Raw genomic sequence first — 24278 nt, 5'->3', positions numbered from 1 at the left:
CCATGGTAGATTAAATTACAAAAAAATTCAGCGGATCCAATTATCCATATGAAATTACTAGGTTTTGTTTTATTTAAAAAACAGCTAGTATCAAATTTCAAACGGTTCCATGAACAGAAATTCATAGGGTTAAAGCATCTGTTTCTAGTAAGGATTATAAGGAGAAATACACATGGCTTATCAAAATATTTTAGTACCCGTTGACGGTTCAGAAACAGCTTATGCAGCAGTGGAAAAAGCAATCGAATTTGCTAAAGCATTTGGCAGTAAAGTCACCGTAGTTCAAGTGTTAGCACTGGATCCCTATATTGCAGCAGAATATATTTCTGCCAATCAAACCAATGACTTGATTGAACGTGCTCGTACTGCAATTGTAGACTCGCTAGCTGCAGCAAAAGCAAAATTCCATGAACAAGGTCTTGAAGTTGAAACTAAACTTATTGAAGGGCAAGTGATTCATCGTGAAATTGTCAATGCAGCGAAAGAAACTCATGCCGATTTAATTGTTATTGGTTCACATGGCCGTACAGGTCTGAAAAAATTGTTCCTAGGCAGTGTTGCACAAAGTCTACTCAGCGAATCAAATATTCCGGTACTGATTGTCCGTCAATAATATGCTATGTACTTTCCCATCTTTAGCTAAAGGTGGGAAAATTTTATTCTTGCACTGCACATCTTTTATCAACTATCCATCCACTGATACTGTTTTAAATCAATTTTATCTCCAATCACCATTACCCCTTCTGCCAGTAACTTTAGGCGCTGGATATTTTCACCCTGATCATCCAATTTGCTTAGGCTAATTTTTCCTTGAGAATTAATCACCCGATGCCAGGGAATGTCCACCTCTGCATCCAGATGCTTTAATACATAACCGACTAAACGTGCGTGTCTGGGCAAGCCTGCCATCTTTGCGATTTGCCCGTACGAAGCCACTTTGCCATAAGGAATTAAAGCAATCACCTGCAAAATTTGACGCGCTAACTCATCACTAGAACGACTTGAATGTTGTGGCATAGACTATCCTTAAATCATCCCATTTAAACTTTGGAGTATAAAAAAAGCCCGTTAAGAGCTTCTTTTATTAGGACTAGAAATTATCTGGACTTTCCAAACGTTTCACTACCTGTACCTTCTCTGGGTTATGCATCACCGCAACACCATCTTCGGCTTTTTCATCGATTAAGGCATCCGGGTTATACACTGTAATGGTTTCATTGCCATTGGCATCCTCACCGACAATATACTGAAAGCCTTTCCTGTTCATTTTATGGCACATGCGTTGATACCAACCTTTAAAACCGGTGGTTTCTTCATTCGGGTTGTAATAGAAGGCATTCATGACCGCAGGCAAACCCAGTCCACAGACTAAGCCTGAAAGTAATACCGAGATAAAAGTATAACCAATCAGAATACTGCTATATTCGGTCAGTTCAGGAATATTCGCTACTGCAAGAATTAATGCAAGCGAGATCCCACCGCGGACTCCACCCCAGGAAAGAATCGCCAGACTGCCGTTATAGCTTTTATTTCGAAAACTAGGGAAAAAGGCAAATGACAGATAGTTTGCGGCAAAGCGTGAAGCATGCAGAATAAAGAACGCGACAATACCGCCCAGAATCAAGCTGACGCTTAAATCCAGAATAAAAAGTTCCAGACCAATTAAGGTGAACAAGAAGGAATTGATAATGCCTTCAACGGTATGCCAAAAATGGTTTACTTCACGAATTTCACGTTCCTGTAAAATTTCTTTCCACTTGTTCCCTACCACCAAACCGCCAATCACACAGGCAATTGGTGCAGAAGCATGGGCAAATAAGGCCACCAAATATGAACCACATGCCAGCAATGCCGTGGTGAGAATCAAAGATTCCATTTCGTGTTTACCACGAAGTAATCTTAAAATACCCAGACCAAAACCCCAACCAATGATGATCGCCACCACAATCTCATAGAGTAAAGTTTCTAAAGTTCCAATAATGGTAAAGTGTTCACCTTGCAGCACATTCAATAACGTCATGAATACGGCAATACACATGGCATCATTAAACAGTGACTCGCCTTCAAGTTTGACCATCAGGTGATGCGGTGCACGTACTGAACTGAGTACACCTTTAATTCCAATCGGGTCAGTTGCACCCAGTGCAGCGCCTAACAGTAACAGCACCAGTAAATCGACATGCTTGCCAATCAGGAATTGATACCCATATAAAGTAACACCAAAAAACACCGCACACAGTACCAGCGCAATACTGGCCAAGATACTGATCGGCTTCCAATGACTTTTTAAATCGGACACTTTAAATTTTAAAGCGGAAGAGGTCAGGATAAAACAGATCACACCATTGATTAAAAAGTCATAGAAATCAATATGACGAACTGCTTCTTCAATATTATGAATATTAATGGTGATAAATTGATTACCACTCAGTAAGCTCGTGCCCCATTGTAAAATAAAGACAAAAATTGCCGAAACGATGGGTACACCAATCGCCTGAGGGAAACCCAAAATACGCTTGTTAAAAATAGTCGTTGCAATTGAAAGCGCAAAAATGACTGCAAAGACCTGAAGAAAAAAGAAATTTCCCATTAAGGTTCCAATTTGTGTAATTCATTGGAATAAAGCGAATACATCCAACCGTTTCCAAGTAAATATTTAATTCAATACTATTTATTCATCGAATCAGTTTAACGATTTTTTCTTTGACCTACAAAATAGTTAAGTTTTTTTACATATTTTTAGCAATGATTTAACATAGCCAAAGATCCGTCTATTTACTATCCCTTCGTTTCTTTTATTTCTCTAGATTAAGTTGAATTTAAGCATGCATCAAACAGTTAAAACCATATTTCGGCTTTTTTTTGCAGGGATCATTTTTCTTATTACCTTAGCTTTATTTTTGAGTATTTTTTCAAAAAGCAAAGAAATTCTGCAAGCAGATCAAGCTTTCCAGCAAGCCAAGCAGATTTCATTAAAGTCCACAGCTGGCAAACAACTGGTTCTGGTCTCGAATAATCAACGACCGGATCAAGCCATTTATATTGTAATTGCACAAAATGGTTATATTGCCAAATTAAACTGCCAACATTATCTGCAAGATATCTGTACAGATGAATATAACCAGTCCCATACCCGACAAATCCAGCAATTAGAACTATTAAAAATTGGACAGCAATTTTATATCCAGCAAATCAGTTATAAAAATAGCCGGACCCAGAAGCAGCAGCAATGGTCTTATTCCAAGCAGCAAATCCAGCAATTTTATCAGGCTGATATTTCAGATTTAAAATACCACCTGTTTAGCATGGCCCTGTTTGCATTGGCCGCACTATATGTATCAATCCGGATTATTCGTAACTTTAAGAAATTTATTCATCGTTAATAAACAAAATAAAAAAGAGGATATTAAATCCTCTTTTTTTGATTCTTCACCTCTATTTAAATGGCCTGATTGAAAGTATCACAATCATTAATATTTCCCGATTTCAACCCGGTTTGAAACCATTTCATGCGCTGCTGGCTACTACCATGGGTAAAACTGTCTGGCACCACCTGCCCGGTTGCACGTTTCTGTAAATAATCATCGCCAATTTTATGCGCTGCATCCATGGCTTCTTCAATGTCTCCTTGCTCCAGGAACTGGGTGCGTTGCTGGTTATGATGCGCCCAGATCCCGGCAAAACAGTCCGCCTGTAATTCCTGACGTACAGAGAGTTGGTTGCCTTGCACTTCACCCGATTGAGCTCTGGCTTTTTGCACTTGCGCCGATATGCCGAGCAAAGTTTGCAAATGATGCCCCACTTCATGAGCCACCACATAGGCTTGGGCGAAATCACCAGCCTGATCTTGACGGGACAATTCGGTAGAATTTTGTTCTCCAGAAATGCCCATTTGCTCACGCATATCTTTAAAGAAAGCCGTATCGATGTACACTTTTTGATCAGAAGGACAATAAAAAGGTCCCATCGCAGATTGTGCTGTACCGCAGCCTGAATTCACCACACCATTAAACATCACCAGTTTAGGTGCCACATACTGCGCATTCAATTGCTGTTGGAACACCTGAGACCAGGTATCTTCTGTGTCGGCCAAAACTGTTCCAACAAAATCCATCGCTTCCTGCTGTTCCGGGGTTGGATTCTCCAGGCCTTTGGTTTCAGCCGGCTGTGATTGTGATGTCACCTGCTTGGTGGCCTGATAGGCTTGCTGTGGGTCAACCCCAAAAAACTTCCACGCCACAAAAGCCACCACAAGTCCTAAAATACTGATACCGCCTGCTTTAGCTCCCGCACCACCACGACGGTCTTCTACATTGGTACTCACACGACGTCCTTTCCAGCGCATAGTGATATTCCTTATAGTTGGCTTTCAGATTTATTTTAGTGGGCTTTTGTGATTATGCCTGTTTTGATTTTGGCCAAAACTTTTGAATGGCACCAATCACCAGCAAAACCAGTAAACCCGCAACAAAACCAATGCCAAGATTGATTAAAGTTGGCGTAAGTGCACCGATAATATTTCCAATGGCTGGAATGTGCTGCACTTGATCAACAGAATTTTCAGTTAAATGATGAAACCACGGAATGGTATGGGTAATAATCCCGCCCCCCACCAGGAACATCGCAATGGTTCCGACAATAGTCAGGGTTTTCATAAGCTTTGGTGCAAAAGCCAACAAACCACGTCCAATACTTTGCTTAAAACTTGATGCCTGCTCGGTTAAATACAAACCCAGATCATCAATTTTCACAATCATGGCAACAAAACCATACACTCCGATCGTCATTGCCACTGCAATCGCTGAAAGCACCATGACTTTAGTACCAAAAGCAGCAGTCGCCACTGTACCCAATGAAATGACTACAATTTCAGCCGACAAAATAAAATCGGTACGAATCGCACCTTTGATTTTTTCTTTCTCGAACTTGACCAAATCAGTTTCAATGGCGGTTAATTCCGCCTCAGCAGCCTCTTCGGTCTTGGCTTTTTTATGCTGCAAACTGTGCAGTACCTTTTCTACACCTTCATAACATAAAAACAGGCCACCAATCATCAACAAAGGATTAATCAACCACGGCGCGACCACACTAATCAGCAAGGCTAGAGGAACAAGAATTAGCTTATTAACAAAAGAACCTTTGGCAACGCCCCAAACTACAGGAAGTTCACGCTCAGAGCGAACACCACTGACTTGCTGGGCATTGAGTGCCAAATCATCTCCCAATACCCCTGCGGTTTTTTTTGCCGCCATTTTACTCATGACAGCAACGTCGTCTAAAACAGTCGCAATATCATCTAATAATATTAATAAGCTACTCGCCATTCTTGTTTTCCTTAAAGTTTCTATCTTGTATTTTAAAGATAAATATTAAAAAAAACTGTATCAACATCATTAAATTGTTCTTATTTTTTCAATGATCTGTTTTTATAGTGCCTGACATTCAAAAACATTATGCCGTACAATAAGGCCATTCATCAGCATATACGTGTAGTGCTAACTACTTTGGAATAGAGAGATAATGAGTAATCAAGACAATCGTCCAGTTATTTTGACTGGCGACCGCCCAACCGGACAACTTCATTTAGGTCATTTTGTGGGTTCTTTACGTTCACGCGTAGGTTTACAGGATTCTCACCATCAACATCTTCTACTTGCTGATGCTCAAGCTTTAACCGATAACGCCGATAACTTTGAAAAAGTACGCCGTAATATTATTGAGGTTGCGACTGATTATTTGGCCGTGGGTATTGATCCAACCAAAACGACGATCTGTGTTCAGTCCTGCTTGCCGGCACTGAATGAACTGACCATGTTGTATCTCAACTTCGTCACTGTGGCTCGTCTGGAACGCAACCCGACCATTAAATCTGAAATTCAGATGCGTGGCTTTGAGCGTGACATTCCGGCCGGCTTCCTCTGCTACCCTGTGGCACAAGCAGCTGACATTACCGCTTTTAAAGCGACTGTCGTTCCGGTAGGTGAAGACCAGATTCCAATGATCGAACAGACCAACGAAATCGTGCGTCGTTTAAACCGTCAGATTGGTCATGAGATTTTGCCTGAATGTAAGGCACTGCTTTCAAATGTCGGTCGTTTACCTGGCTTTGATGGCAAGGCAAAAATGTCTAAATCTTTGGGCAATACCATTGTGCTAGATGCTTCTGACAAAGACATCAAAAAAGCCGTGAATGCGATGTATACCGATCCAAATCACCTTCGCATTGAAGATCCGGGCCAGGTTGAAGGCAACGTGGTATTTACTTACCTCGATGCATTCGATACCAATAAAGAAGAGCTGGAAGAGTTAAAAGCACATTATCGTCGTGGCGGTTTAGGCGATGGTACGGTGAAAAAACGTCTGGAAGGCATTTTAAAAGAACTGATCGGTCCTATTCGTGAACGTCGTATGGAATTACAGAAAGATCCAGACTACATCATGGACATTCTGAAAACCGGTACGGATAAATGCCGTGATATTACCCAACAAACCTTAGACGAAATCAAATCAGGTTTGGGTATGTTCCATTTCTAAATCCTTATAAATAAAAAGCCCTACTTCTACAGCGGGGCTTTTTTATGCTGTATGTTTTACAATAAAATAATGAGCAATTAATCACACTAACCCATGGTTATTAACCTGATTTAACACAACTTAACTCAAAGCATCATGAAATGACTCAGCATTCATTTTAAGATGTCTTAAATGCTTAGAGCTACCCCTAGTTCTAACATTCTCCTTAACCGAACTGTGCAAACAGATTCGTTGTTCTACGCAATGATCACCCCAATCATTGCGTATTTTTTTGCCTATTTTTTAGCAATAATGAGTTTCAGGCAATAAAAAACCCGCACGAAGCGGGTTTTTTGAGGTTCACCACTTATGCATGTTTATGACGCATATGAGGGAACAAAATCACGTCACGGATACTTGGTGCATTGGCAAAGATCATAACCAAACGGTCAATACCAATACCCTCACCTGCTGTAGGAGGAAGACCGTATTCCAGGGCTTCAATGAAGTCTGCATCGAAGTGCATCGCTTCATCATCACCGGCATCTTTTTCAGCAACCTGTGCCTGGAAACGCTCTGCCTGGTCAATCGGGTCATTCAATTCCGAGAAACCATTCGCCAGCTCACGACCGCCAATGAAGAATTCAAAACGGTCAGTAATGTGCGGATTTTCATCGTTACGGCGCGCCAATGGAGAAGTTTCCGCTGGATATTCGGTAATGAATGTCGGTTGACGAAGCTTTGTTTCAACGGTTTCTTCAAATACGATGGTTTGAAGTTTACCCAAGCCAAAACCAGGTTTCACTTGTTCTTTCAATTCTTCCTGAATGAATTTCGCCAGGAATTCACGGTCATTTACATTTTCAAGCGTGAATTGCGGGTTATGTTCAAGAATCGCATCTGACATGGAAATTTTCTTGAATGGACCCTTGAAGCTGTACACTTCTTCACCATAAGGAACGTCAGTCGTACCCAAGATGTCTAGCGCCAATTTCTCAAGCATTTTCTCAGTGAGTTCCATCAAGTCTTTATAGTCTGCATAAGCTTGATAGAATTCAATCATGGTGAATTCCGGGTTATGACGTGTTGAAACGCCTTCGTTACGGAAGTTACGGTTAATTTCGAATACACGTTCAAAACCACCAACCACCAAACGTTTTAAGTAAAGCTCAGGTGCAATACGCAAGAACAATGGCATGTCCAAGGCATTATGATGTGTTTCAAATGGACGCGCAGAAGCACCACCTGGAATCACATGCATCATAGGCGTTTCCACTTCCATGAAGCGTTCATTGCTTAAGTAGTTACGAATTCCTGAAACCACTTTGGCACGAATTTCAAACGTTTTACGTGTTTCTTCGTTTACGATTAAATCCAGGTAACGTTTACGGTATTTAACTTCGGTATCAGTCAGGCCATGGAATTTGTCTGGAAGTGGGCGCAGTGACTTGGTTAAAAGTTCAAATTGCTCGATGTGTACATACAGGTCACCTTTACCTGAACGGCCGATATAACCTTCAACGGCAATGATGTCACCAAGATCTAAACTTTTGATGGTTTCCAGTACTTCAGGTGCAAGTTCTTTACGTGCAACATAAAGCTGAATACGGCCAGTCATGTCCTGAATCACGATGAATGACCCACGGTTCAACATCACACGACCAGCAACTTTTACATAAACTTTTTCACCAGCTTCAATTTCTTCTTTAGATTTTTCAGCGAATTGGTCTTGTAAATCCTGTGCATAGTGCTCACGCTTAAACGCGTTTGGCCATGGGCTAACACCAGTTTCTTTTGCTTGGTCTTGAATCTGCTTTAACTTGGCATGACGCTGTGCAATTAAATCGTTTTCGGAAATGTGTTGTTCAGAAGTCGATTGAGCGTTATGTTGCGTCATCTCTGCCTCAAATATGTATAAAAAACGGAAGGTGCATAGCATAGCAGATTTAGTGCAAATTTCGAATGTCTAATTGCCATACAAATGCAAGGATTTGCTAAAAACAGCATTCTTTACTTTATCTGGCTAAGCTTCAGCGAGCTGCTTAACAATCTCAAAGCCCTTTTTAAACCCATTTTCCATCATTTCTCGATATTCTTTCAAAATATCTACTTCCACCCAGAGTCTGGTTTTGCCATTCAGTTGTTCTAGAAAATATTTCTCTAAAGCTCCGTGCCATTTTTTAACTTCTTCACTATCTAAATCCTCAACACCCTTCCAGACCATCCCCAAATGTTTAAAGATCACCACTTTAAACTCTTCCAAGCGCTCAATTGTAGATAGCATGCCATTCCTGTCAGCATCCAGAAACAGCGTTTTACCATTGACTTGCCAATCAGAATGGATGCTGGAATTGGGCGAAAAATAATAGGTCCATTGGCTATAGCTATCCGGCCCCCATAACACCTGCCATACCTTTTGAGGCGTGGCTTCAATTAAAACTTCATAGCTTAATTTTTCCATAGCGTGGCCAACTCTGCGATCTGCTCTTTATCAAAGTAGCGAAATCATTTTTTACATCATAGCCAGATTTTGTTATTGCATACCGATTTGAACATTTTGTGCTAATAGTGCTTTATTTTTAATCAAAAATTTATTTTGTAATTTTCTTTATTTCCTGCATCTCAAATACATCTTAGACCAAAAGCTAACTTCTTTGTTCAGCCAAGTGACTTACAATGAAATCAAGAAAAATAGTTGAAAAGTAATCTATTCGACTGTTTCTATCTTTGTGAATAAAGAAAGTATGAACTAAAAAAATGACGACATGCCCTTTAAAAATCCTGTTTTTACATGGACTCGATTCTTCGCGTGAATCGACCAGATTCCATGCAATTGATGCCAATCATAAATATTGTATCGATGTGGATTATCGCAACCTGAATTTTCAAACCGTCGCGAGTTTTTATCAGGAAATTATTGCCAAAATTAAACCGGAAATCCTGATTGGCCATAGCTTAGGCGCTTACTGGGCACTGAAAATGTCAGCCCTGTGTAAAATTCCAGCGATTATCGCCAATCCCAGCTTAAGCCCAGATTTTCGTACTGACTATCCACCGATCAGTGAAGATGATCTGGAACACGATATTGCGCAAATTGCCTATCTGGAATTAGGCGATGAAGAGCTGGATATGTATGCTGTACAACAGCAACTCGAACCATATATGCAGGTTCAGGCGGTCGAAGGAGGTCATCACCGTTTAGCCAGTCCAGAAAATATCAATGACCTGCTTCAGCATATGCAGACCCATTTTCTGAAAAAATAAAAAAGCCCTGGTCATGCCAAGGCTTTTTTCATCTGTACTTAATTAAGCAACATTTTGTTCTGGCTGTGATTTGTCATCCAACACAGACCAAATATCCAACCCCAGGTCATTATGCAAATCTGGTAGATCCAGAAAAATACTTGCACCCAATACTTGGTGATTACATTTATCAACCAGCTGTTTTACTGCTTTCAGCGTACCGCCAGTGGCTAACACGTCATCGACAATAATAATTTTTTGCGCTTGAACTTCAGCCGACATTTCCAAACGGTCCATACCGTATTCCAGGCTATAACCTACACCAACAACCGGTGGTGGTAATTTTCCTGCTTTACGAACCAGCAATAAACCTTTACCCAAACGTTGTGCCAACAAACTTGCCAACACGAAACCACGTGCTTCAACCGCGACAAAACTCTCGACTTCTGCCAATTTTTCCTCAGGAATACTGGCAATTAAAGCCTCGGTTAATAACTCGATATTTTCCATAAATAAAGGAGTCAGGTCAAAAAAACAGATACCTGGTTTAGGGAAATCTTGGACAGTACGAATGTTAGACCACAAAGTTGTAGACAGATTGTTCATGGGAGAAAAGTATTTAAAAAAGGAATATGTGAATTTTAGCGCGTTATAAGATCTATGACCAGTCAGCGATCACTTTTAAAGCAAGACAAAAACCATTAAAAACTCATAAACTATTGATTTTATTATGTTCATTTTTTAAATAAATAATAGCTATAGATTTATCTAATCTTACATTAACAAATCCGCTGTTTTTTTTCTGCACGACCTTAGTCTAAAAAGACCAATCACCCACTTTGAACCAGCTGTGGCCCAAAACCTTGTTTTTCACAATATTTTGAACGGGATGGCTAATTTATATTGATCAACTTTTACCTATTTCCATGTTTTAAAGACAAGTTTTGTCCTGCTAAGCAATTCTGGTTTCAATTTCTGCCCTTAAACTCCGATATTCGCTTTACATTGATGATAGAACTGCGTAAAAATTTGCTTGAATATGTACATTGAAAGTCATATCAATAGAGTCACACGGTATATGGAATTTTACTGACTGCACATTTTTGAAAAGTCAGTGTTTTGGAGAGTCAAATGAAGAAATATCAATGCATCGTTTGTGGATGGATTTATGACGAAGCTGAAGGTTGGCCACAAGATGGTATTGTTGCCGGTACAAAATGGGAAGATATCCCAGATGACTGGACCTGCCCGGACTGTGGCGTATCAAAAGTTGATTTTGAAATGGTAGAAGTCTGATTATTGATAGCAAAGACCATAGTGAATGGTCTTTTTTTACGTCTTATAGAAAACAGTCTGGAGAATAATATGCATCCTATCGTCATCATTGGTTCGGGTATGGCCGGTTATACCGCAGCACGTGAATTTCGCAAGCTTAATCCCGAGCATGAGCTGGTCATGATCTGTGCAGATGATGCGGTAAACTATGCTAAACCAACGCTGTCTAATGCTTTAGCTGGAAAAAAAGCACCTGAGCAAATTGCCTTGGGTGATGCGTCTAAAATGGCGACCCAACTGAATATGCGTATTGAAGCATCTACCTGGGTAAAAGAAATTCAAGCAGCCCAACATCAGCTGATTCTAGAAAAAGATGGACAACAAACGACTCAGCCTTATACAAAGCTGGTGCTTGCGGTGGGTGCTCATCCGGTTCGTGTAGCCATTGCAGGCGATGGCAGTGATGATATTCACGTCGTCAATAATTTAGAAGATTACAAAACATTCCGTAAAAACCTGGATCAACACCACGATAAACGTGTAGTGATTTTAGGTGCCGGTCTGATTGGCTGTGAATTTGCCAATGACCTGCAAAACACAGAACATCAGGTGACTGTGATTGACTTGGCTCCTCAACCTTTAGGACGATTATTACCCGCTCATGTTGCAACGTCTTTCCAGGAAAAACTTGAAGATACCGGTATTCACTTCGTTCTGGGCACCACGGTTGAAAAAGTAATAAAAGTTGAAAAAGGCGATTATCAAATCACTCTAGCCAATGGTCAGTCTGTAGTTGCCGACATTGTACTTTCTGCGATTGGTTTACACCCGAATCTGGAATTGGCCAAAGCCGCTGATATTCATTGTAGTCGCGGTATTTTGACCAATAGCCACCTGGAAACCAACCAGGCCGATATCTATGCCATTGGCGACTGTGCAGAAGTGAATGGTTTGTTATTGCCGTATGTCATGCCAATCATGCAACAGGCACGTGCTTTGGCAAAAACATTGAACGGTGAAAAAACCCACGTGCATTACCCGGCAATGCCAGTTGCAGTAAAAACACCTGCTGCACCACTGACAGTACTTCCTGCACCTGTAGATGTTGATGTAAACTGGGAAACAGAAGAACTCGAAGATGGCATGATTGCCAAAGCCCTCGATAGTGAAAATACATTACGCGGTTTTGTCTTGTTGGGACCAAGTGCTGCCAAACAACGTTTGAGTTTGACTAAACTGGTACCAGACTTGATTCCTGCTGTGGTTTAGGGTTTTAATACCAAGGACATTTTTTCAGCAAAATGTCCTTTTTTAGGAAAACAACAATGAATAGCGCACTCAATTTTACGGGCTCTCCCTATACATCTTTTATGCATGAAACCAGAGTCAATTTAGGCAATGGCGTCGAACTTCATGTAGAAATGGGTGGAAATCCGGAACATCCTGCCATCATGCTGATTATGGGTCTGGGTGCGCAAATGTTGTTTTGGCCTGATTTTTTCTGTAAATCACTGATTGATCAGGGTTATCGTGTGATTCGTTTTGATAACCGCGATATTGGTCTGTCTTCCAAAATCCGTCATTCCGGTCCCCGTCTCAACACCTTGAAATTGATGGGACGTTTTGCCTTAGGCTTACAAAATCAGGGCGCGCCCTATGACTTATATGACATGGCGGAAGATGCAGCGTTACTGATCGATCGTTTGGGATTGGAAAAAGTCTCGGTGATTGGCGCATCCATGGGCGGCATGATTGCGCAAATTCTGGCAGCCCAACATCCACAAAAAGTCAATAATTTAGGCTTAATGTTTACCAGTAACAATCAGCCTTTGTTACCCCCACCCTTTCCTAAGCAGCTGTTTAGCCTGATTGGCAGACCAGAATCGACTGACGAAGAAGGAATTGTCAACCATAGCGTGAAGGTGTTTAACATTATTGGTTCTCCAGGATATATCAATCAACTGGAAATTATTCAGACTGCACGCAAATTATATCAACGAAGTTATTACCCAGCGGGTGTACTTCAACAGTTTTTAGCAATATTATGTACAGGTTCTTTGCTACAATTGGGTAAGCAAATTCAGCAACCTACCCTCGTGGTACATGGCTCTCGTGATCGTTTACTGCCACCGAGTCATGGCAAAGCAGTTGCAAAGGCAATTACTGATGCGAAGTTTGAATTAATTGAGGGAATGGGGCATGATATCCCACCGCATTTTATTCCATATCTTAGCGGATTATTTGCTGATCACTTTAAATCAAAACATTAGGACACTATGGCTGCATTACCCTCTTTAAGACAGCTGTCATACCTCGTTACACTGTCTGAAACGCTGCATTTTACTGAAGCTGCGCGCCGTTCATTTGTGACCCAGTCGACTTTGTCAGGCGGGATCATGGAGTTGGAGCGCTTGTTAGGTGGAGTACTTGTTGAACGCGATCGCCAAAATGTGCGTTTGACTCCGCTTGGCGAACAGGTTGTTGCCCGAGCCCGTGTTCTATTGGCAGATGCACAAGACTTGATGCGTTTAAGTCGTGAAATGAGCGAACCCTTAACAGGTGATTTACATTTAGGGATTATCCCCACAATTGCACCTTTTATTTTGTCGCAACTTCTCGATGAAGTGCATAAGCAGCTTCCTAAAATTCAGCTGCACTTGCACGAAGCACAAAGTGAAAAAATTGTCGAAAAACTGGAACACGGCAATCTGGACATGATTGTGTTGGCATTACCTTTTGACACCCGTGGCTTAAAAGTTGCCGAAATTGCAAAAGAAAACCTGCATCTTGTTTACCACAAAGCTGACCAGAATGCCCAGAATGCCCGCAGTTTGGATGATCTGGATTTATCCCGCTTGGTATTACTTGAAGAAGGTCACTGTTTACGCAACCATGTCCTAAGTGCCTGCCCAATTGGCGAGCGTAAAAATGATCATCGCTTAAAAGCAAGTTCATTGCCGACACTGATAGAAATGGTTTCTTCAGACTTGGGCTTTACCCTGCTTCCTGAAATCGCGCTTCATACTCATATGATTAAAGCCAATTCAGATTTAGTGGTTAAACCTATAGAGGCAGCGCCAAGTCGTACTCTCGCTCTGGTAACACGTAAAAGTACACCACTGCAAAGCGAGTTTGATGTACTGTTGCAAATTTTGCAAAAAATCACCCTGGATCTTCATTAAAAGATTCAGTCTATTAAAAGGAGCTGCTGCTCCTTTTTTTATGCTCTGATTAAAGTCAGCACTCTCATAGTGCAAGCTAATACTTTATTTTTTGCATAAAAAAAGGTTTACCACTCGGATAAACCTGATTGAAGCAAAGGGAAAAACTCTCGTACCTGGATGAACTGAGAAACCTGTCTTCAGAAAATTGCTCACTTCTAAAGTGCAAAAACCGCTAGAAGTCGGCTTATTTTAGACAACCATTCAACTACTTTATATCCCTGATAATAAGTATTTTATGACTGATTATAAAAATAAAAGTGAAAAAAATGGCTTATCCACCCAGATAAGCCATGAAAGGTAAAATATTTCTATTACTTGGAGTGTAATAGAAATATTATAGCCCTTGGAGTTGAAATCGTATTCTTGAGTCAACACGAACAAAAAGCACGACTATGCTATAGAGTAAATATCACTTTTCATATCCCTATAATTAGGTATTTTTCATCATTTATCAGAATGAATAGGCTTTGAACAAAAAAAGCAACTCACCCCAAACAAGCCATAATAAAATAATTTTTATGTAAATATTCTTTATTGTACAGGTACTTAAATTTACTTTAATTTTATAAATTCACTAGTTTCAGGGATAGAGGTTTCTTTGGTTTTATAGCAAAGTACCAAAATACAATATAAAACTACTGTGAGTACAATCTTGTGGGTGAACTAATATTACCCGTTCCTATCATGATGATAGAGGATCAACCCCTTCTTAATCAGCAATTAGAAATGATTCTAATGAGATTGGGCTATCCTACAGAATTAATGATGAGCACTCAAAATCTTGCCGAAGCTGAATCATGGTTGCAACAGCATTTGCCTAACCTGATTTTTATTGATGTGGAAGTAGACTCCATAGCCAAGCTGAGCTTTATAAGACAGCTCAAAAAAATCCATCCAGATAGCTATGTGATTGCAATACTCACCCAGCAGCAAACAGCATTACTCTTTGATGCCATTCAGTCGGGTGCACAAGGATATCTTTTTCATCATCATACTGAAGCAGAAATGCAAAACAATATTAAAAGTATTCTCCGTGGCGGTGCCCCCATCCATCACGATTTAGCCCAATATATTTTGTCTCATCAAATTGAATGTATTAAAAATAAATCATCCGGACTTGAAGAAAACTCCGCGCTCAGCTTAACAACGATTGAATTTGAAATTTTAAATTTGGTATCGTCCGGTTTAAATTCACAGCAAGTGGCAGATCAAACACATATTCCACTGTATAAAATTGAAGGCAATATTAAAAATACCTATAGAAAAATTGCCAGCCTAGAACATTAATTTTTTAAATGTATGATGATTTATAAGAAAAAAAACAATAAAGGAGCCCGCAGACTCCTTTATTTAATATGACTGATACTGATTTTAAATTATTTAATCATCTCTAATAATATACGCTGTGCATTATGTGCTTCTTGACCTTCAGCAACTTGGGCACGTAACCAGGTGCCATCACTTTGCAGTAACCATGCTTGCTGATTATCCTTCAAATAATTCAGTAAGCCTTGCTGGTAAATACGTTTTTTCAATGCTGCATCTTCAATCGGGAAACATGCTTCCACACGATTAAACAAGTTGCGATCCATCCAGTCTGCACTTGAACAGTAAATCCGGCTATCTCCTCCGTTCAAGAAGTAATAGACACGGGTATGCTCAAGGAAACGTCCAACGATGGAACGTACCCGAATATTTTCAGACAGGTCAGGCAAACCGGGACGTAAGCAGCAGATCGAACGAATAATAAGATCAATTTGCACGCCGGCTTGCGAGGCTTCGTATAATTTATTGATCAGTTGCATTTCCGTTAAGGCATTCACCTTGACAATAATTTGCGCAGGCTTGCCGGCTTTGGCATTAGCAATTTCATCATCAATAAAATTAACCAGTTGCGTATGCAGAGTAAAAGGTGCATGCAATAACTTTTTCAGTTTTGCCATTTTCCCCATACCCGTCAGTTCCTGGAAAATACGATGCACATCTTCACAAAGCTCTTTATCCGTGGTCAATAAACCATAGTCGGTATAAATGCGGGCATTACCGGCATGGTAGTTACCGGTGCCTAAATGTACATAACGCACCAGCTTGTTGTTTTCACGGCGCACCACCAGAATCATTTTGGCATGGGTTTTATAACCGACAATGCCATAAACCACCACGGCACCTGCTTCTTGCAGCACATTGGCCACTTCAATATTGGATTCTTCATCAAAACGGGCACGGAGTTCAATTACTGCCGTCACTTCCTTGCCATTCCGTGCCGCTTCTGCCAAGACCTGAACAATTTCAGAATCCGGACCACTTCGGTATAGCGTTTGCTTGATGGCTAAAACTTGCGGATCACGTGCTGCTTCACGCAGCAAATTAATCACTGGCGCAAAAGATTCAAAGGGATGGTGTAATAAAATGTCCTGCTTCTGCATGGCAGAAAAAATATTTTCAGATTTTTTCAGCACTTTCGGAATAACAGGCGTATGCGAATCATAGCGTAAATGTGGACGCTTAAAATTGGACAATAAACGTGCCAGGTTTACCGGACCATCCACCTTATACAGTTGCTCTTCTTCCAGATCAAACTCATCCAGCAAATAGTCATAAATATGTTTCGGGCAATTATGAGTCACTTCCAGACGTACCGCACGACCAAAACGACGCGAGTTCAATTCGCCTTTTAAGGCTTTGGCCAAGTCTTCAACATCTTCGTTTAAAGCCAGATCGGCATTTCGGGTGACACGGAATTGGTAACAGCCGGTTGCGGTCATGCCCGGGAACAGGTCTGAAACATGTTCATGAATAATGGCAGATAACATGACATGATGCTCTTTCCCGCCAGTGAGTTCATCCGGTAAGCGTACCACACGCGGCAATGAACGCGGTGCAGGCACTACAGCCAGATCAATCTGACGGCCAAAAGCATCTTTGCCTTCCAAGGTCACAATAAAGTTGAGGCTTTTATTGACCAGACGCGGGAAAGGATGTGCCGGATCCAGACTGATTGGAGTCAATACCGGAGCCACCTGTTCCTGAAAATATTTTTTGATCCAAGCCGACTGTGCCGGGGTTAATTCGCCGCGACGCAAGAAACAGATATCTTCTTCACGCAATTTAGGCAGAATTTGTTCATTTAAAATACGGTATTGGCGATCAATTGCCTCATGAGTGGTTTTGGAAATGATATCCAGCACCTGTTTAGGGGTTAAACCGTCCGGGCTATGGCTTTCATTGCCTAAATCCAGTTGCTCCATCATTCCTGCAACACGGATTTCAAAAAATTCATCCAGATTACGAGAGAAAATCAGCAGAAAATTCATCCGGTCGAGCAAAGGATGTAAAGGATCGACCGCTTGTTCCAATACGCGCAGATGGAAGTCGAGAATAGAAAGCTCACGATTAATGTAGCGATCATTATATGCATATTCTATTTGCGCCGGAGTCGTATTAGCAGCCGTATTCATACCCTAACCTATGATTATTCGAAAGTAGTCCGTATCTTCATAAGTATGCTTCAAATTTATGACAATTTCATAAAAAAAAAGCCCAAATCACTGGGCTTTTTGAAAATAAATCCTAAATTAGGGAATATGGCTATAACGCATATATTTTTGAATCATCCGCTTGCGATATTGCAGCTTTCTATCATGTTGATGATCTTGATAATATTTAGGGTTAGGTAAAATGGCTGCTAAAAATGCCGCCTGTTCACGACTGAGACTACGCGCACTTTTGCCAAAATAATGCTGGGTGGCCGCTTCTATTCCATAGATATTGTCGCCAAATTCTACCGAGTTTAGATAGACTTCCAGAATGCGTTCTTTTGACCACATCCGCTCCATCATCCAGGTCGCAACTGCTTCTTGCCCTTTACGCAGGAAGGAACGCTTATTGTATAAAAACAGGTTCTTGGCCAATTGCTGCGAAATGGTTGAACCGCCTGCAACCACTTTCCCCTTGTCTTTGTTGCGTTCCAGAGCGAATTGCATGCCTTCCCAGTCGAAACCTTTATGCTGCAAAAACTTTCCATCTTCCGCGGCAACCACGGCATGTTTCATATAATCACTGATCTGATCATAATCACGCCATTCATGTTTAATGGGTTTTGAAGGTTCGGACCAGTAATCCAGACGCATCATCATGGTGGTATCCACCGGATGGGTTCGCCACCACAGCAAACTTGAAAAAATCCAGAGTTGAACTAGAAGCACCAGACTGACAAGTATTAACAAACTACGAACAATAAAAGCTTTCATGTCAGTGAGTTACTCCAAAAATCTGTTTTTTTCGTGCTAAGCTTGAAGCTGAATATAGCAAAGATTATAAAAGAATAGCATGACCAAACTTTCTCCCCCTCCCATTCGAACTAAACTCGAGGTTCACCTTTGGTGGCTGACGGCAGTTTTTATTGCCATCAATGTCGGTTTATTTCTTTGGCAAGTCCTGAGTGGAGTCAATATTACTGCTCCAAGTCTGGTCGATGCGATTCATTGGGGAGCTGATTATGCACCTTTAACCTTTTTAGAGGAACCCACTCGCCTGTTTAGCAGCATGTTTTTTCATTTTGGCTTAATTCATTTAATGCTGAACATGTGGGCACTGTATATTTTTGGCAGTGTGGCCGAACAACTTTTAGGTCGTTTCTATTATTTGGGTCTGTATATTCTTGCCGGTCTGATGGGCAGTTTACTCAGCGGTTTCATTGATATTCAAAATACCTTTGAACTCTTGCAAACCAATGACCCTACACTTCTTCCCACTGTCAGTGCCGGTGCGTCGGGTGCCGTGATGGGCATTGGTAGTGCATTGACTGTTTTATCCTTATTGCCCATGTTACCTAAGCAGCGTTTTATTTTAGATAAAAAAACCTTGCTGATGATTATGGGCATCAATTTGTTGATTGGTTTTACCATAGCCGGAATTAACAATGCCGCACATATTGGCGGCATGTTGATGGGTGCTGTGCTCACGTCGATTTGGTATATCGGACAAAGAATACATAAACCGAATTTGGCTTTCGTGGTGGGGCTAGCTGTGGGCATGATCAGCTGTTATCTGCTGTATGCTTACTGCATGCAACAGGTTCAGATTCTGGAACCGGTTTGGCAGCAAATATTGGCTGCTATGCGGGCACAACTGCATTTTTAGAATTTTTAATAAACTTCTCTCATAAATCGAAACATTTGATATTAGTTTTTTAAATCAGCACAGCCTCATTTGGTTGTTTGAATTTTTATGTTTTCGTGTAGGCAATCTCTCTACTTTTGAAAGGTCAAAAGTAGACAAAAACCTTTTGTTTCTCATACACGACCTCCCTGTCGTGATGAGAAACGTGTGGCATCCATGCCACACTCATGAATCAAATGCCTACTAAAATTTATTATTTTGGCAGTACAAACAACTTATAATCTTAAAAAATAATTCATGAAAAATATCTAATCTCCTTTTTTATATCCTTACCTATTGCTGTTAAAGATGAATCAGCTATTGATTCATCTCTCGCAAGCTTTGCAGTGGCGGAATGTCACAGAGATAACTTAAGCGATAACGCCCAATCAGAGCACATAGTATCGTCATGAGTATGGGTAAAATCAGCCAGATTTCCCAATGTGCCTGAATGATCAGATTCATTTTATAACTGGCAATTGCACTGATCACTTCCGCAAACAGGCAGGATACGATCCCTGCCATGAATCCCATAAAGCCAATCTCTAAGGTCATCATCTGTTTAAGCTTTTGCTTGGAACTGCCAAATGAGCGCAGCAAAGCCACTTCACGTTTACGTTCATCCATCAATAAGTTTAAACAGGCAATTAAAACCAGAATGCCCGAAATACTGACCAATAATGCAAGTATGGTAATAATTTGCACCAGCACACTCACCAGACGTTTGACTTCATCCAGAATCAGACTGACATCAATAAAAACGGTGTTAGAGAATTGTTGGATCACCCTAACCATCTGGTTTTTATCCTGTTCCGGCACATAGAAACTGCCTAGATAGCTGCCCGCATTTTCATCCATAGTTTTGGGTGCAAAAATAAAGAAAAAATTCGGACTAAAGCTTTCCCATTCCACACTGCGCAAGTTCACCACTTGGGCCTGAATCTGACCCTCAGGCAAACTAAAGGTCAACCGATCGCCAATTTTGATGCCCAGTTCTGCTGCGGTTTTAGCCTCAACCGACACCTCACCGGGACGTTTCAACGCTGCTGTGCCCTGCATAATGATATTGTCTGCCGGATATTCTGTGGTCTGGGTTAAATTGAGTTCACGGCGTAATGAATTATTGCTTTTGACCAGATCTGCTGCAAAAGGCTGATCATTCTTCGCCACCAGTCGGCCACGAATATTGGGATATAAAGGCGTACTTGGCCATCCATGTTGCTTAATCTGAGCTTTGAAGGCTGGCATATCAAACGGCGGCAGGCCATAAACAAACTGATTCGGTGTGCCTTCCGGCAATTGCTGTTGCCAGCGTTCCAGCAAGTCTGTTCTTAATACGGTCAACACAGTCATTAGGCTCAGGCCGAGTGCCAAAGCAGTAATTTGAAAAGCCGTTTGATAAGGCACACGCACATAAGCCGAAATAGCCCCTTTCAGGCTTTTGATGAATTTTAAACAGCCCCAGATCAATAAATAGAGGACCGTACACAGCAGCACAATCGCTCCGATCACCCAGGCGGTCAGCACGATATTTTCAGTCAGCACGATACTGAATAGCGCCAGGCTGGCTGTGCCCATCACTAACATCCACAGCATCGACTGCACAGATTTTTCCTGCTGGCGAATGACACGAATTGGCGGAGTGTTCAATAATTGCCATAAACTAGGCACAATAAATCCTAATAGCACCACGGCACTGGTCAACATGGCAACCGGTAATGGTCCCAGCAGCATCTCCCCAGCAGAAAATCCAATCTGCAAATTTGGAATCAGTTGCAGCATCAGTTGCAGCAAACCATAACCCAAAGCGACACCCACCAGACTGCCAATCAGCATGGCAACCACCAATACCACAGCTAGCAAAGTGAGATAGGCATTGAGAATCTGCCCTCGCGTGGCACCAATACAACGCATCAACGCAATATGGTCCTGATTTTGTTGCACATAGCGCTGGCTGGTTAAGGCAATCGCAATCCCGCACAGCAAAATGGTCAAGATATTACTCAGTTGCAGAAAGGTATCCAGATTGGCTATCGGCTTCATTAAACGGGTATTACCTTCGCTGGCATTTCTTAACCTGAGACTATTTTGCTCATCCTGTATTTGCGTATCTTGCACTTTTTTCGGCAGCATGCCTTGCTGCTGTTGCTTAAAATTTTGTTCAAACTGCTTGGTCTGCTGTGGATCTCCCGCCATTAATAAACGATACTCGGCACGGCTACCAACCTGAATGGCATTGGTTTTCGCCACGTCATTGCGGGAAATAATCACCGTCGGTGAAAAACCGGAAAAGCCCAGTTCCTGATTGGAATCATGTTCAATTTTTGCCGTGATCTTAAATTGCGCATCGGCAATATTGATTCGATCACCCAATTTAACATGCAATAAATCCATAGCCCGTGGACTCATCCAGACCTCACCAGACTGGATGGTTTTGGCTTGTGGCAAAACCCGAAGCTCCCCGCGTAAGGGAAATGCCTGATCGACTGCTTTTACATTCACCATCACAAACTGGTCATTGGTATGGGCCATAGAACCGAAGGTGGTGACTTGGGATTGTTGCAGTTGTAATTGCCTGGCCTGATTGTGCCACTTTTGTTCCAGCGGCTGATTATCTGTCAGCACCAGATCCCCAGCCAGCATTTCTGCGGCCTGTAAGGCTACGGCATTTTGAATCTGTTCATTGCTAAATTTCAGCGCAGTAGTGGCACTAATCGCCAGGGTCAGGGCAATAATCAGCAGATAAACACCGCTGCTTTTAAAGCTTTGGGTCAGTAAAGGCCGAAATAATGAATTCATTTCAGCCCTCCTTCTGAGCATGTTCTATAAAATGACCATCACGTAATTCAAAATGCCGTTGGCATTGCTGGGCCAATGTTGAATCATGGGTAACCAGCACCAGCGTGGTATCAAATTCACGATTCAGCTGAAATAACAGTTGCTCAATTTCCTTGGCAGTTTGAGCATCCAGATTACCGGTAGGCTCATCGGCAAAAATAATTTGCGGATCACTAATTAAGGCCCGGGCAATGGCCACCCGTTGCTGTTCACCACCAGACAGGACTTTGGGGGTTTGCATGGCCTGACGTTCCAAGCCGACTTTCTTCAGCAAGACCAAGGCCTTTTTTTCAGCTGCAGTAAAGTTAAAGCCCGGCTGTAAGCGTAGCGGTAACATGACATTTTCAACAGCCGTTAAGTGCGGTAACAACTGAAAGGACTGAAACACAAAACCGATATTTTTTAAGCGCACCAGTGCACGCTGCTCTTCATTCAATTCGGTAATCGATTGCCCACATACCTGCAATTTCCCTGAGCTGGCTTGATCCAGTGTCGCCAGAATACCCAGCAAGGTCGATTTGCCCGAGCCTGAACGTCCGGTAATCGCTACCTGTTCACCACGATAAATATCAAAGCTTAAATTTTCAAAAATGCTGAGCTCTTTTTGCGCAAATTTTATCTTTTGCGTCAGCTGCTGTGCAGAAATTATCACTTGTGGCATGATGGAATGGTCGCTATTAACTTGGGTCATAAAATCCCTATATGCAAAATCGCAATCTTAAAACTCTTGTATTGCCTTGCTTGGCCATGCTCAGTCTGGGTCTTACTCCAGTCATGGCATCTGCTAAAACCATTATGATTGTGGGTGACAGTATTAGTGCGGGTTATGGCATACAGGCACAGCAAGGCTGGGTAGCATTATTACAGAAACGTCTAGACCAACAGTATCCGAAACAGCATAAAGTGGTCAATGCCAGTGTCAGTGGGGAAACTACCAGTGGTGCTGTGGCACGTTTACCCAAATTACTGCAAACCTATAAACCACATATTGTGGTGATTGAATTGGGCGGAAATGATGGTTTACGCGGTCAGCCGCCGCTATTGATTCAAAAAAACCTGGCGACCTTGGTGCAGCACAGTCAAAAGGCAAAAGCAAAAGTGATTGTTTTTGGAATGAAAATCCCACCCAATTACGGCACAGCTTATAGTAAAGCCTTTGAAAAAAATTATAAAATTGTCAGTCAGCAACACAATGTAAAATTGCTGCCGTTCTTTTTAGAAGGCGTTGCGGGCAAAAAAAGCCTGATGCAGGCCGATCTGGTTCATCCCAATGCTTCTGCCCAAAGCATATTGTTGAACAATGCTTATCCCTATATAAAAGGCGCTTTATAAAGCGCCTTTTTTTAGAAACAGATAATATCTTCCAGCTTAGAAGTCAAAGAAAGTGACTTCACCAGTTTCAAGCGAGTACTCTGCCCCCACTACTTTTAATTTGCCTTGGGCAATTAGATTTTCTAATACCGCAGAACCGTGACGCAACTGATTCACGGATGCAAAAACGTTGGAACGTACGGCATGTTTAGACAGTTTTTCCAAATCATCTTTAAGTTCGGTCTGCATTAAAATTTCAACTGAAGGACGCACCCGGTTAACAATCGACATCAAGTTGGCTGATGGCGGAGTCGCTGGATTGGTTAAGGCTTCAATCGTGGAATGAATGGCACCACAATGCGTATGACCCAATACGATCACTACAGGGCAATGAAAGCTTTCTGCTGCAAATTCGACACTTCCCACTTGAGATGGCGCAACAATATTACCCGCGACACGAATGACAAATAAATCCCCCAGACCCTGATCAAATACCATTTCAGCCGGTACGCGGGAATCTGAACAACCTAAAACAATCGCAAATGGGTCTTGGCTTTCGGCCATTTCTGCGCGCTGTTGGTGAGTCAAAAGCTTCAAATGAGTTGTTTCACCGTTTACAAAACGCTGGTTCCCTTTTTTTAAACGATCTAAAGCTTCTTCTGCTGTTAGCATGCTGGTCTTCCAATGTTTTAAGTTGGAATATTTTAATGCCAT

Annotated in this window: 23 protein-coding genes; 11 read left to right on the top strand and 12 right to left on the bottom strand. The window is 41.6% G+C overall.

Annotation, left to right across the window (positions count from 1 at the left end; all coding sequences use genetic code 11):
- Window positions 1–172 precede the first annotated feature (172 nt).
- Entirely contained in the window at window positions 173–613 is a 441-nt protein-coding gene (locus tag ACE01R_RS02320) for a universal stress protein (protein WP_395544876.1), read from the top strand.
- Window positions 614–681: 68 nt separating this feature from the next.
- Here the strand turns inward: ACE01R_RS02320 and ACE01R_RS02315 are convergent, their stop codons facing one another.
- Both ACE01R_RS02315 and ACE01R_RS02310 read right to left on the bottom strand, forming a co-directional pair.
- Window positions 682–1017: an MGMT family protein gene (locus tag ACE01R_RS02315; protein ID WP_395544874.1), complete on the bottom strand. Its 336-nt coding sequence runs from the start codon at window positions 1015–1017 to the stop codon at window positions 682–684.
- Between the two features lie 73 nt (window positions 1018–1090).
- Entirely contained in the window at window positions 1091–2590 is a 1500-nt protein-coding gene (locus ACE01R_RS02310; RefSeq protein WP_395544872.1) for a cation:proton antiporter, read from the bottom strand.
- A gap of 235 nt (window positions 2591–2825) precedes the next feature.
- On the opposite strand from ACE01R_RS02310, the gene ACE01R_RS02305 reads away from it, so the two are divergent.
- Complete coding sequence (locus tag ACE01R_RS02305) at window positions 2826–3383, top strand: hypothetical protein (protein ID WP_395544868.1); 558 nt, start codon at window positions 2826–2828, stop codon at window positions 3381–3383.
- A gap of 56 nt (window positions 3384–3439) precedes the next feature.
- Here the strand turns inward: ACE01R_RS02305 and ACE01R_RS02300 are convergent, their stop codons facing one another.
- Together ACE01R_RS02300 and ACE01R_RS02295 are read right to left on the bottom strand one after the other, a co-directional pair.
- Complete coding sequence (locus ACE01R_RS02300; protein WP_395544862.1) at window positions 3440–4345, bottom strand: neutral zinc metallopeptidase; 906 nt, start codon at window positions 4343–4345, stop codon at window positions 3440–3442.
- Window positions 4346–4397: 52 nt separating this feature from the next.
- Window positions 4398–5324 (bottom strand): DUF808 domain-containing protein, encoded by a 927-nt coding sequence (locus tag ACE01R_RS02295; protein WP_395544860.1) that lies wholly within the window; start codon window positions 5322–5324, stop codon window positions 4398–4400.
- A 196-nt stretch (window positions 5325–5520) separates the two neighbouring features.
- Here ACE01R_RS02295 and trpS point away from each other — a divergent pair, with 196 nt between their 5' ends.
- Window positions 5521–6534, top strand: a complete 1014-nt coding sequence (trpS, locus tag ACE01R_RS02290; protein WP_395544858.1) for a tryptophan--tRNA ligase — start codon at window positions 5521–5523, stop codon at window positions 6532–6534.
- Between the two features lie 346 nt (window positions 6535–6880).
- Here the strand turns inward: trpS and lysS are convergent, their stop codons facing one another.
- Together lysS and ACE01R_RS02280 are read right to left on the bottom strand one after the other, a co-directional pair.
- Window positions 6881–8410 (bottom strand): lysine--tRNA ligase, encoded by a 1530-nt coding sequence (lysS, locus tag ACE01R_RS02285; RefSeq protein WP_395544856.1) that lies wholly within the window; start codon window positions 8408–8410, stop codon window positions 6881–6883.
- A gap of 126 nt (window positions 8411–8536) precedes the next feature.
- Window positions 8537–8974 (bottom strand): SRPBCC domain-containing protein, encoded by a 438-nt coding sequence (locus ACE01R_RS02280; RefSeq protein ID WP_395544854.1) that lies wholly within the window; start codon window positions 8972–8974, stop codon window positions 8537–8539.
- A 296-nt stretch (window positions 8975–9270) separates the two neighbouring features.
- On the opposite strand from ACE01R_RS02280, the gene ACE01R_RS02275 reads away from it, so the two are divergent.
- Complete coding sequence (locus ACE01R_RS02275; RefSeq protein WP_395544829.1) at window positions 9271–9777, top strand: YqiA/YcfP family alpha/beta fold hydrolase; 507 nt, start codon at window positions 9271–9273, stop codon at window positions 9775–9777.
- Window positions 9778–9819: 42 nt separating this feature from the next.
- Here ACE01R_RS02275 and ACE01R_RS02270 read toward each other — a convergent pair whose 3' ends face one another.
- Window positions 9820–10362, bottom strand: coding sequence for an adenine phosphoribosyltransferase (locus tag ACE01R_RS02270; RefSeq protein WP_395544813.1), 543 nt, complete (start codon window positions 10360–10362; stop codon window positions 9820–9822).
- 525 nt (window positions 10363–10887) lie between these two features.
- On the opposite strand from ACE01R_RS02270, the gene rubA reads away from it, so the two are divergent.
- From rubA to ACE01R_RS02245, 5 genes are all read left to right on the top strand, one after another.
- Window positions 10888–11052 carry a rubredoxin RubA gene (gene rubA / locus ACE01R_RS02265; RefSeq protein WP_086195931.1) on the top strand — a complete coding sequence of 55 codons (165 nt, stop codon included), beginning with the start codon at window positions 10888–10890 and terminating at the stop codon, window positions 11050–11052.
- A gap of 69 nt (window positions 11053–11121) precedes the next feature.
- A complete protein-coding gene (locus tag ACE01R_RS02260; RefSeq protein ID WP_395544801.1) occupies window positions 11122–12300 on the top strand; it encodes an NAD(P)/FAD-dependent oxidoreductase in 1179 nt (392 codons plus the stop codon).
- Between the two features lie 56 nt (window positions 12301–12356).
- A complete protein-coding gene (gene estB / locus ACE01R_RS02255) occupies window positions 12357–13301 on the top strand; it encodes an esterase EstB (RefSeq protein WP_395544787.1) in 945 nt (314 codons plus the stop codon).
- Window positions 13302–13307: 6 nt separating this feature from the next.
- Window positions 13308–14213: a LysR family transcriptional regulator OxyR gene (gene oxyR / locus ACE01R_RS02250; RefSeq protein WP_395544773.1), complete on the top strand. Its 906-nt coding sequence runs from the start codon at window positions 13308–13310 to the stop codon at window positions 14211–14213.
- Window positions 14214–14939: 726 nt separating this feature from the next.
- Window positions 14940–15542, top strand: a complete 603-nt coding sequence (locus ACE01R_RS02245; RefSeq protein ID WP_395545318.1) for a response regulator — start codon at window positions 14940–14942, stop codon at window positions 15540–15542.
- An 89-nt stretch (window positions 15543–15631) separates the two neighbouring features.
- Here the strand turns inward: ACE01R_RS02245 and ppk1 are convergent, their stop codons facing one another.
- Both ppk1 and mtgA read right to left on the bottom strand, forming a co-directional pair.
- Window positions 15632–17713 carry a polyphosphate kinase 1 gene (gene ppk1, locus ACE01R_RS02240; RefSeq protein WP_395544748.1) on the bottom strand — a complete coding sequence of 694 codons (2082 nt, stop codon included), beginning with the start codon at window positions 17711–17713 and terminating at the stop codon, window positions 15632–15634.
- Window positions 17714–17830: 117 nt separating this feature from the next.
- A complete protein-coding gene (gene mtgA / locus ACE01R_RS02235; protein ID WP_395544722.1) occupies window positions 17831–18505 on the bottom strand; it encodes a monofunctional biosynthetic peptidoglycan transglycosylase in 675 nt (224 codons plus the stop codon).
- A gap of 79 nt (window positions 18506–18584) precedes the next feature.
- Between mtgA and ACE01R_RS02230 the strand changes: the two genes are divergently transcribed.
- Entirely contained in the window at window positions 18585–19397 is an 813-nt protein-coding gene (locus ACE01R_RS02230; RefSeq protein WP_395544718.1) for a rhomboid family intramembrane serine protease, read from the top strand.
- 336 nt (window positions 19398–19733) lie between these two features.
- Here the strand turns inward: ACE01R_RS02230 and ACE01R_RS02225 are convergent, their stop codons facing one another.
- Together ACE01R_RS02225 and ACE01R_RS02220 are read right to left on the bottom strand one after the other, a co-directional pair.
- The gene (locus ACE01R_RS02225) at window positions 19734–22214 is read right to left on the bottom strand and encodes an ABC transporter permease (RefSeq protein WP_395544693.1); all 2481 of its coding nucleotides are present in this window, start codon (window positions 22212–22214) and stop codon (window positions 19734–19736) included.
- A gap of 1 nt (window position 22215) precedes the next feature.
- Window positions 22216–22944 (bottom strand): ABC transporter ATP-binding protein, encoded by a 729-nt coding sequence (locus ACE01R_RS02220; RefSeq protein WP_395544691.1) that lies wholly within the window; start codon window positions 22942–22944, stop codon window positions 22216–22218.
- 56 nt (window positions 22945–23000) lie between these two features.
- Here ACE01R_RS02220 and ACE01R_RS02215 point away from each other — a divergent pair, with 56 nt between their 5' ends.
- A complete protein-coding gene (locus ACE01R_RS02215) occupies window positions 23001–23585 on the top strand; it encodes an arylesterase (protein WP_395545316.1) in 585 nt (194 codons plus the stop codon).
- 36 nt (window positions 23586–23621) lie between these two features.
- Here ACE01R_RS02215 and ACE01R_RS02210 read toward each other — a convergent pair whose 3' ends face one another.
- Complete coding sequence (locus ACE01R_RS02210) at window positions 23622–24236, bottom strand: carbonic anhydrase (RefSeq protein WP_395544689.1); 615 nt, start codon at window positions 24234–24236, stop codon at window positions 23622–23624.
- Window positions 24237–24278 lie beyond the last annotated feature (42 nt).

It is taken from the genome of Acinetobacter sp. BSP-28 (assembly GCF_044130285.1).
Classification (GTDB): domain Bacteria; phylum Pseudomonadota; class Gammaproteobacteria; order Pseudomonadales; family Moraxellaceae; genus Acinetobacter.
The sequence above is the reverse complement of the archived record's forward strand: the minus strand, read 5'-3'. Positions and strand labels throughout refer to the sequence as shown.

What these genes read in the sequence shown, in the direction of transcription:
- ACE01R_RS02320 (WP_395544876.1), top strand. Translation starts at nt 173, where the DNA reads ATGGCTTATCAAAATATTTTAGTACCCGTTGACGGTTCAGAAACAGCT.
- ACE01R_RS02315 (WP_395544874.1), bottom strand. Translation starts at nt 1,017, where the DNA reads ATGCCACAACATTCAAGTCGTTCTAGTGATGAGTTAGCGCGTCAAATT.
- ACE01R_RS02310 (WP_395544872.1), bottom strand. Translation starts at nt 2,590, where the DNA reads ATGGGAAATTTCTTTTTTCTTCAGGTCTTTGCAGTCATTTTTGCGCTT.
- ACE01R_RS02305 (WP_395544868.1), top strand. Translation starts at nt 2,826, where the DNA reads ATGCATCAAACAGTTAAAACCATATTTCGGCTTTTTTTTGCAGGGATC.
- ACE01R_RS02300 (WP_395544862.1), bottom strand. Translation starts at nt 4,345, where the DNA reads ATGCGCTGGAAAGGACGTCGTGTGAGTACCAATGTAGAAGACCGTCGT.
- ACE01R_RS02295 (WP_395544860.1), bottom strand. Translation starts at nt 5,324, where the DNA reads ATGGCGAGTAGCTTATTAATATTATTAGATGATATTGCGACTGTTTTA.
- trpS (WP_395544858.1), top strand. Translation starts at nt 5,521, where the DNA reads ATGAGTAATCAAGACAATCGTCCAGTTATTTTGACTGGCGACCGCCCA.
- lysS (WP_395544856.1), bottom strand. Translation starts at nt 8,410, where the DNA reads ATGACGCAACATAACGCTCAATCGACTTCTGAACAACACATTTCCGAA.
- ACE01R_RS02280 (WP_395544854.1), bottom strand. Translation starts at nt 8,974, where the DNA reads ATGGAAAAATTAAGCTATGAAGTTTTAATTGAAGCCACGCCTCAAAAG.
- ACE01R_RS02275 (WP_395544829.1), top strand. Translation starts at nt 9,271, where the DNA reads ATGACGACATGCCCTTTAAAAATCCTGTTTTTACATGGACTCGATTCT.
- ACE01R_RS02270 (WP_395544813.1), bottom strand. Translation starts at nt 10,362, where the DNA reads ATGAACAATCTGTCTACAACTTTGTGGTCTAACATTCGTACTGTCCAA.
- rubA (WP_086195931.1), top strand. Translation starts at nt 10,888, where the DNA reads ATGAAGAAATATCAATGCATCGTTTGTGGATGGATTTATGACGAAGCT.
- ACE01R_RS02260 (WP_395544801.1), top strand. Translation starts at nt 11,122, where the DNA reads ATGCATCCTATCGTCATCATTGGTTCGGGTATGGCCGGTTATACCGCA.
- estB (WP_395544787.1), top strand. Translation starts at nt 12,357, where the DNA reads ATGAATAGCGCACTCAATTTTACGGGCTCTCCCTATACATCTTTTATG.
- oxyR (WP_395544773.1), top strand. Translation starts at nt 13,308, where the DNA reads ATGGCTGCATTACCCTCTTTAAGACAGCTGTCATACCTCGTTACACTG.
- ACE01R_RS02245 (WP_395545318.1), top strand. Translation starts at nt 14,940, where the DNA reads ATGATGATAGAGGATCAACCCCTTCTTAATCAGCAATTAGAAATGATT.
- ppk1 (WP_395544748.1), bottom strand. Translation starts at nt 17,713, where the DNA reads ATGAATACGGCTGCTAATACGACTCCGGCGCAAATAGAATATGCATAT.
- mtgA (WP_395544722.1), bottom strand. Translation starts at nt 18,505, where the DNA reads ATGAAAGCTTTTATTGTTCGTAGTTTGTTAATACTTGTCAGTCTGGTG.
- ACE01R_RS02230 (WP_395544718.1), top strand. Translation starts at nt 18,585, where the DNA reads ATGACCAAACTTTCTCCCCCTCCCATTCGAACTAAACTCGAGGTTCAC.
- ACE01R_RS02225 (WP_395544693.1), bottom strand. Translation starts at nt 22,214, where the DNA reads ATGAATTCATTATTTCGGCCTTTACTGACCCAAAGCTTTAAAAGCAGC.
- ACE01R_RS02220 (WP_395544691.1), bottom strand. Translation starts at nt 22,944, where the DNA reads ATGACCCAAGTTAATAGCGACCATTCCATCATGCCACAAGTGATAATT.
- ACE01R_RS02215 (WP_395545316.1), top strand. Translation starts at nt 23,001, where the DNA reads ATGCTCAGTCTGGGTCTTACTCCAGTCATGGCATCTGCTAAAACCATT.
- ACE01R_RS02210 (WP_395544689.1), bottom strand. Translation starts at nt 24,236, where the DNA reads ATGCTAACAGCAGAAGAAGCTTTAGATCGTTTAAAAAAAGGGAACCAG.